The following is a 7,059-nucleotide window of genomic DNA, read 5'->3' as shown; positions in this document are numbered from 1 at the left end:
GACGTAGCCGGTCGGGGTGTGGACCCCCGCGAAGGCGATCGCGAGGACCACCCCCACCGAAGCGCCCTGGCTGATGCCGAGGATGCCGGGGTCGGCGATGGGGTTGCGGGTGATGCCCTGGAGCACCGTCCCCGCCACCGCGAGAGCCGCGCCGACCAGCACACCGATGACGGTCCGCGGCACCCGCATCTCCCGTACGACGTCGGCGGATTCACCGCCTCCGCCGTGCAGCAGCGCGTCGAGCACCACGGACGGGGCGACGGCGCGGGCGCCGACGGCGAGGCTGAGCAGGACCGCGAGGAGCAGGACCACGACGGCCGCCGTCATCACGGCGACGCGTCCGACGGGCACACGCATCGGCGAGCTCTTTCCCGGGTGCGGATACGACGGGCGGCTACGGAGGAGTGCTGAGCGGATTCGGCGGTGGCGCTACGGATGGTGAAGGTAAGGCTCCGCTAAGTGTAGGCCGGGTGCGGCGCGGGACCTCGGCAGAATGGGGACCATGAACTCTTCCAGGCTGACCGTCGGCTTCGACCTCGACATGACCCTGATCGACTCCCGCCCCGGCATCCGGGCCGCCTTCCGGGCCCTGTCCGCGGAGACGGGCACGTTCATCGACGCCGATCTGGCCGTCACCCGGCTCGGGCCGCCGCTGGAACTGGAGCTGCGGCACTGGTTCCCCGAGGAGCGCATCCCGGACATCGCCGACCGCTACCGTGAGATGTACCCCACATACGCCATCGAGCCCACGCTCGCGATGCCCGGCGCCCGCGAGGCCGTGGCGGCGGTACGGGCGGCGGGCGGACGCACGATCGTGGTGACCGCCAAGCACGAGCCCAACGCGAAGCTGCACCTGTCGCACCTGGGCATCGAGGCCGACGCCGTGATCGGCTCGCTCTGGGCGGAGGCGAAGGCGGTGGCGCTGCGCGAGCACGAAGCGGGGGTGTACGTCGGCGACCACACCGGCGACGTACGCGGCGCGCGTACGGCGGGCGCGCTCTCCGTGGCGGTGGCGACCGGGCCGTGCGACGCAGCGGAACTGCGCGAGGCGGGCGCGGACGTGGTCCTCGACGACCTGACGGAGTTCCCGGCCTGGCTCGACGCCCACCCCCCGGGGTGCCGCCGCTAGCTAGCCGCGGACTTGGCCTGCCGACGCTGCACGGCGACCCCGCGCAGCACCCCGGCCGCGGCCACGATGAAGCCGACGCCCATCAGCATGCACACCGCGTAGGCGAGCGGGGGAAACGGGTCGGTGCCCAGGAAGAGCGGGGCCACCGTGACCAGAGTGGCCAGGGCGCCGACGAAGAAGATGACTGCTCCGGTCCGGACCATTCCATCGCCCGGTCCGGCGGAATTTGCTTGGGTTTTGTCACGCACCCCACCAGGGTAGTTCCCAGCGCGAAGGAAGAATCCGGGGACGTCTTGCCACCGGCCCCCGGACCAATAGTCTTGGGTCCGGCGGGTCGAGCGACCCGCTGTAGTGCTATCCAGAGCCGTTTTCGTCCCGCCGTTCCGGCCGGGCGGACCGGCATAGACGAGTACGACGAGTACGAGGACGAGGACTTCACGTGCCTACCGGCAAGGTCAAGTGGTTCAACAGCGAGAAGGGCTTCGGCTTTCTCTCCCGCGACGACGGCGGCGACGTCTTCGTGCACTCCTCCGTACTGCCCGCCGGCGTCGACACACTCAAGCCGGGACAGCGTGTGGAATTCGGAGTCGTCGCCGGTCAGCGCGGCGATCAGGCCCTGTCCGTGGCGATTCTCGACCCGACGCCCTCAGTGGCGGCCGCGCAGCGCCGCAAGCCGGACGAGCTGGCGTCGATCGTCCAGGACCTGACGACACTCCTGGAGAACATCACGCCCATGCTGGAGAAGGGCCGCTACCCCGACAAGGCGTCCGGCGCCAAGATCGCGGGCCTGCTGCGGGCGGTGGCGGACCAGCTGGACGTGTGACGCGGCGACCGGGGGCCCGGGGCGGAGCCCGGCACGTTCACGGAAACGCCAGAGCCCCCGGCCGCAGGGCAGGCACGAGGCCCTCGGCCGCGGCTCGCGTAAGGAGCCCGCGCACCGCCGCGTAGCCGTCCTCGCCGAGGTCGGCGGTGAACTCGTTCACGTAGAGCCCGATGTGCTGGTCGGCGACGGCCGGGTCCATCTCCTGGGCGTGCTCCATGACGTACGGACGCGACGCCTCCGGGTCGTCCCAGGCCATGCGGACCGAGGCGCGCGCGGCGCCGGCGAGGGAGCGCAGGACGTCCGCGCCCAGCGAGCGCCGCGCGATGATCGCGCCCAGCGGGATCGGCAGGCCCGTCGTCGCCTCCCAGTGCTCGCCCATGTCGGCGAGGCGGTGCAGGCCGTAGTTCTGGTACGTGAAGCGGGCCTCGTGGATGACCAGGCCCGCGTCGACCTTGCCGTCGCGCACGGCGGGCATGATCTCGTCGAACGGCATCACGACGATCTCGCCGACGCCGCCCCCGGTCAGCGTGTCCGCCGCCCAGAGCCGGAACAGCAGATACGCCGTCGACTTCTCGCTCGGCACCGCGACCGTCCTGCCGGTCAGGTCGACGCCCGGCTCCCGGGTCAGCACCAGCGGCCCACAGCCACGGCCGAGCGCGCCGCCGCAGGGCAGCAGCGCGTACGCGTCGAGGACGTACGGCAGGACCGCGTAGCTGACCTTGAGGACGTCCAGCTCCGAGGAGCCGGGGGAGGCGGCGCCGCGTTCGGCGACGCCGTTGGTGATGTCGATGTCCGCGAACGTCACGTCGAGCGCGGGGGCACCCGGCACCCGGCCGTGCGCCCAGGCGTCGAAGACGAACGTGTCGTTGGGGCAGGGCGAGTACGCGATCCGCAGCGGATCGGCGGCGGGGCCCGTGGGGTCAGTCGCGGGGGTGATGGCTTCCATGCGTGTTCCAACTCTCCAGTACCGGCGTGAACTTCCCGAACGCCGCACCGAGCGCGGCGAGCGCCTCACCGATCCGCCAGGCGGCGCGGTCGCGCGGGCCGACCGGATTGGACACCGCGCGCACCTCGGCCACCGGCACGCCGTGCAGCACCGCCGCCTCGGCGACGCCGAATCCCTCCATCGCCTCGGCCAGGGCGCCCGGGTGGCGCAGCCGCAGGGCGGCGGCACGCGCGGCGGAGCCGGTCACGGTGGAGACGGTGAGCACGGTGCCGGTCGCGGCACCACAGGCGTCGGCGACCTCTCGTACGAGGGAAGGCGGCGGACGGTGGGTGACGGCGCCGAAGCCGAGTTCGGTGACGGGCGCGAAGCCCTCGGGGGTCTCGGCGCCGAGATCGGCGACGGTGACCTCGTCCGCGACGACGACCGAGCCGACGGGGGCGTCCGGCTGGAAACCGCCGCCGATGCCCGCCGAGACGACGAGGCCGTAGGGGCGGCCCGCGGCGGCGGCACGGGCGAGTGCGGTCGCCGTGCCCGCCGCGGCGGCGCCGGGGCCCACGCCGACGGCGATGACGTCGAGGAGGCTCCCGGCGGGCAGCGCCCCGGCCACCGCGTCCCGTTCGGCGGGGACCGCGGTGGCCACGAGGACGCGTTCAGCGCCCCCGGGGAACGCGCCGTGCGGGGTCAGGAGTCCTTCTTGAACTCGAACGACCACAGTCCTGTGGCCTTCTGCGTGCCGCCCTCGCCGCCTTCGAGGATGCCGACGGTGGACTTCTTGCCGCCGCCGCCGTACTGCTGGTTGAAGAAGACGTTGCCCGGGATGACGACGTAGGTCTTCTTGCTGGCCTCGGTCAGCGGACGGCCGTTCATCAGCAGCGTCCAGCCCTTCTCGGCGATCTCGGGGTCGACGCCGAAGCGGACCTTCTCGTCGGGATCGACCTTGATGGACTTCACGTCCTTGTCCTGGAGGCAGGACTTGATCTGCGACTGCTTGAGCTCCTTGCCGTCGTTGTAGCAGGAGGCTTCCGAGTTCACGGAGTCGCCGCCGACCGTCACGGTGGCGAGCGGCGTCGGCTTGTCACAGGCCGAGAGGACGAGGAGTCCGGCGGAGACGGCGCCAAGGGCGGCCACGGTGCGGCGGCGGCGCACCGCGCTGTTCACATTCGCGGCTCCGCCGCGGAGCAGGGAGGTCATGGGCGAAGGCTATCGGGCGCGTCGTGCGGTCCGACTACGCGGGGGTCACGGGCGCGCCGCAGGGCCCCGGCGGCTTCCCCCGCGGCCCTAGGCCAGTACGCGGCGCGGGCCGCTGTGCCGGGCGGCGGTGAGGAGGCCCCGGGCGGTCGAGAGCCAGCCCGCAGCGACGATCGCCGCGGCCACCGAGAGGCCGAGCGGGCCGACCAGCGGCAGTGCGATGCCGATGCCGCCGCCGATCACCCAGGCGACCTGGAGCAGCGTCTCGGAGCGTGCGAAGGCGGAGGTGCGCACCAGTTCGGGGACGTCCCGCTGGATCAGCGCGTCGAGGGACAGCTTGGACAGGGCCTGCGCGAAGCCCGCGCACGCGCCGAGGCAGGCGACGGCCACCGCGCTGAAGAACACCGCCGCCGTGATCGCCACGCCGAGCACCACCGCGACGACCGTCACGATGATGACCTCGGGGGCCCGCGCCTTCAGCCAGGCGCCGACGGCGGTGCCGAGGGCATTGCCCGCGCCCGCCGAGACACCGACTATGCCGAGCGAGACGGCCGCGCTCTGCCCGGCGAGCGGATGCTCCCGCAGCAGGAACGCCAGGAAGAAGATGAGGAACCCCGACAGACAGCGCAGCGCGGCGTTGGCGGCCAGGGCGTGCGTGACGGCGGGGCCGACCGTACGGAGTCCGAGGCGCCGCTTGCGGCTGGTGTCGGCGGCGGCCTCGGCGCGGGCGTGCAGATGCAGGTGCTCCTCGTCGGCGGCGAGCAGCGCCTTGCTCTCGCCCTTCGCCGAGTCGACCTTGCGGGGCAGCGAGAAGGAGAGCAGCATCCCCGACACGAAGATCACGAAGGCTCCGTACAGCGGCCAGCGCGGCCCGAGCGCCTGGAGTCCCGCCCCGACCGGGGCCGCCGCCGCGGTGGCGAGCAGACCCCCGAGAGTGACCCGCGAGTTCGCCTTCACCAGGGAGAACCGGGGCGGCAGCAGCCGTGGCACCACGGCACTGCGCACCACTCCGTATGCCTTCGACGCCACCAGGACGCCGAGCGCGGCCGGATACAGCTCCACGCTGCCGGTGGCGACGGCGCCCGAGAGGACGAGGGCGAGCAGCGCGCGGGCCAGCATCGATCCGGCCATCGCGGCGCGGCGGCCGTGCGGGAGCCGGTCGAGGAGCGGGCCGATGACGGGGGCGAGCAGGGTGAAGGGGGCCATGGTGATGGCGAGGTAGAGCGCGACACGGCCGCGGGCCTCGTCCGTCGGCACGGAGAAGAAGACGGTCGAGGCGAGCGCCACGGTGATCATGACGTCACCCGCGCCGTTCACCGCGTGCAGTTCGATCAGTTTGCCGAGCCCGGACTCGCCCGCTCCGTTCGCGTGCGTCACCTTGCGGATGCCGCGGGCGGTGCCGGTGAAGGGCAGGTGCAGGGTCCGGCCGAGCGCACGCGCGGCCCGCCTCGCCGGTCCGGGCGAGACGCTGTCCTGGGACGCCGACCTGGTGTGGGCCACCTCGTCATAGTGCCCCCTGATGCGGTCCACTAGTACGGATAAGGGCTGTGAGCCGCGGCGGGTCCGCGCGCATGGCCCCCGCCGCCCCGTCGTACGGGGGCTTCTCACCCGGGTGCCACGGCGCGCCGAGGGGCCCGCGGGAGCACGGCTCCGGCACGGCCGCGTACGTCGGTGTAGGCCCAGGGGCCAGGAGAAGGTAGCGTGCGTAACGCGCCTGCGGCGGTTGTTCTCGGCCGCGCGCCTCTCGGTCATCCCGCAGAATGGGTGACGTAGGTGCGCCCGAGGACGTCGGGCGCGGACGTCGACGCGGCCCGCCCCCGGTGCTCGAAAGCCCGGAGGTGCCCATGCCGCTCCGTCCGTACCCCCGCACAAGGGTGGCGCACTCGTGAGACGGCGTAGGAGAGAAGCGATACCTGTGAGCGCAGCGACAACGCGAAGCCGTACCCCGCGCACCCCGCGTACCCCCGACCGCCTCTGCGCCGAAGCGGTCGGCCTGGCGCGGGCGGCGGCCGAGGAGGCCGCCGCGCCCGGTGTGGTCGGTGAGCATGTCGAGATCGTGGTCGAGGGCGACCGCGTCGTCACGCACCTGTTCGAGTGCAAGGAGTTCGGCTACCGGGGCTGGCGCTGGGCCGTGACGGTGGCCCGCGCGTCCCGGGCGAAGGTCGTCACGCTGGACGAGACGGTGCTGCTGCCGGGGCCCGACGCGCTCCTGGCCCCCGAGTGGGTGCCGTGGAGCGAGCGGCTCCGCCCCGGTGACATGGGTCCCGGCGATCTGCTGCCGACCGACGCCGAGGACCTCCGCCTGGAGCCGGGCTACACCGGCGAGGAGGAGCCGCCGCCGAACTCCATCGTCTCCGAGGAGATGGCGGAGCTGGTCGAGGCGGAGGATGCCGAGGTCAGCGCGGGGTCGCCCGCCGAGCAGCCGCTCGCGCCCGCCCGCGGCTCCATCGCGGCGGTCGCCGACGAGCTGGGCATGCGCAGGGCGCGGGTCCTCTCGCGGTACGGGCTGCATGTCGCCGCCGACCGCTGGGAAGAGGGGTACGGCGCGAAGACCGCGATGGCGCAGGCCGCGCCCGCGGCGTGTGTGAGCTGCGGGTTCCTGGTCGCGATCGGCGGCTCGCTCGGGCAGGCGTTCGGTATCTGCGCCAATGAGTTCGGGCCCGCCGACGGGCACGTCGTCTCCCTCTCCTACGGCTGCGGGGGTCACTCCGAGGCCGCCGTCATGCCGAAGCCGCCGCGGCCCGCGCCGCCGGTGCTCGACGAGACGCGGGTCGACGCGATGCCGTTGCGGCCGCTGGCGGACTCCGGGTCCGTCTCCGGCCTCGGTCCCGGGGAGGATCTGGGCCACAGCTGATGGCCCCTGGCCTTGAGCGGTCCGTCCCGGTGCCGGGGGCTTGAGCCGGTCCCCCGGCGGGGTCTGTCCCGGTGCCGGGCCTTGAGCGGTTCCCCAGGGTCTGTCCCGGTACCGGGRGC

Annotated in this window: 9 protein-coding genes; 3 read left to right on the top strand and 6 right to left on the bottom strand. The window is 73.3% G+C overall.

Translation table 11 applies throughout. The annotated features are described in order from the left end of the window. The coding region (locus AB8Z36_RS25965; protein ID WP_369215797.1) for an iron chelate uptake ABC transporter family permease subunit at positions 1–357 on the bottom strand (357 nt) is incomplete at its 3' end. Between the two features lie 145 nt (positions 358–502). Here AB8Z36_RS25965 and AB8Z36_RS25960 point away from each other — a divergent pair. Then, a complete protein-coding gene (locus AB8Z36_RS25960) occupies positions 503–1,129 on the top strand; it encodes an HAD family hydrolase (protein WP_369215796.1) in 627 nt (208 codons plus the stop codon). On the opposite strand, the gene AB8Z36_RS25955 is transcribed toward AB8Z36_RS25960, so the two are convergent. Next, positions 1,126–1,377, bottom strand: coding sequence for a hypothetical protein (locus AB8Z36_RS25955; protein WP_369215795.1), 252 nt, complete (start codon positions 1,375–1,377; stop codon positions 1,126–1,128). The genes AB8Z36_RS25960 and AB8Z36_RS25955 overlap by 4 nt on opposite strands. 191 nt (positions 1,378–1,568) lie before the next feature. Here AB8Z36_RS25955 and AB8Z36_RS25950 point away from each other — a divergent pair, with 191 nt between their 5' ends. Continuing rightward, positions 1,569–1,952, top strand: a complete 384-nt coding sequence (locus tag AB8Z36_RS25950; RefSeq protein ID WP_076685560.1) for a cold-shock protein — start codon at positions 1,569–1,571, stop codon at positions 1,950–1,952. 37 nt (positions 1,953–1,989) lie between these two features. Here the strand turns inward: AB8Z36_RS25950 and AB8Z36_RS25945 are convergent, their stop codons facing one another. The 4 genes from AB8Z36_RS25945 to AB8Z36_RS25930 form a co-directional block, all read right to left on the bottom strand. Further along, positions 1,990–2,898 carry a 1,4-dihydroxy-6-naphthoate synthase gene (locus AB8Z36_RS25945; RefSeq protein WP_369215794.1) on the bottom strand — a complete coding sequence of 303 codons (909 nt, stop codon included), beginning with the start codon at positions 2,896–2,898 and terminating at the stop codon, positions 1,990–1,992. Continuing rightward, entirely contained in the window at positions 2,873–3,583 is a 711-nt protein-coding gene (locus tag AB8Z36_RS25940) for a futalosine hydrolase (RefSeq protein ID WP_369215799.1), read from the bottom strand. The genes AB8Z36_RS25945 and AB8Z36_RS25940 overlap by 26 nt, the downstream gene beginning before the upstream one ends. Next, positions 3,580–4,089: a DUF2771 domain-containing protein gene (locus AB8Z36_RS25935; protein ID WP_369215793.1), complete on the bottom strand. Its 510-nt coding sequence runs from the start codon at positions 4,087–4,089 to the stop codon at positions 3,580–3,582. The genes AB8Z36_RS25940 and AB8Z36_RS25935 overlap by 4 nt, the downstream gene beginning before the upstream one ends. Before the next feature lie 87 nt (positions 4,090–4,176). Beyond that, positions 4,177–5,586: an MFS transporter gene (locus AB8Z36_RS25930; RefSeq protein ID WP_440581996.1), complete on the bottom strand. Its 1,410-nt coding sequence runs from the start codon at positions 5,584–5,586 to the stop codon at positions 4,177–4,179. 415 nt (positions 5,587–6,001) lie between these two features. Here AB8Z36_RS25930 and AB8Z36_RS25925 point away from each other — a divergent pair, with 415 nt between their 5' ends. Continuing rightward, entirely contained in the window at positions 6,002–6,940 is a 939-nt protein-coding gene (locus AB8Z36_RS25925; protein WP_369215792.1) for a DUF3027 domain-containing protein, read from the top strand. Positions 6,941–7,059 lie beyond the last annotated feature (119 nt).

Source organism: Streptomyces flavofungini, assembly GCF_041028215.1.
GTDB classification, from domain to species: Bacteria; Actinomycetota; Actinomycetes; order Streptomycetales; family Streptomycetaceae; genus Streptomyces; species Streptomyces flavofungini_B.
Note: the sequence above shows the minus strand (reverse complement) of the source record. Positions and strands in the feature narration are given on the sequence as shown.

Excerpts from the sequence above, each read along its gene's own strand:
- AB8Z36_RS25935 (WP_369215793.1), bottom strand. The coding sequence starts at position 4,089 with ATGACCTCCCTGCTCCGCGGCGGAGCCGCGAATGTGAACAGCGCGGTG.
- AB8Z36_RS25960 (WP_369215796.1), top strand. The coding sequence starts at position 503 with ATGAACTCTTCCAGGCTGACCGTCGGCTTCGACCTCGACATGACCCTG.
- AB8Z36_RS25945 (WP_369215794.1), bottom strand. The coding sequence starts at position 2,898 with ATGGAAGCCATCACCCCCGCGACTGACCCCACGGGCCCCGCCGCCGAT.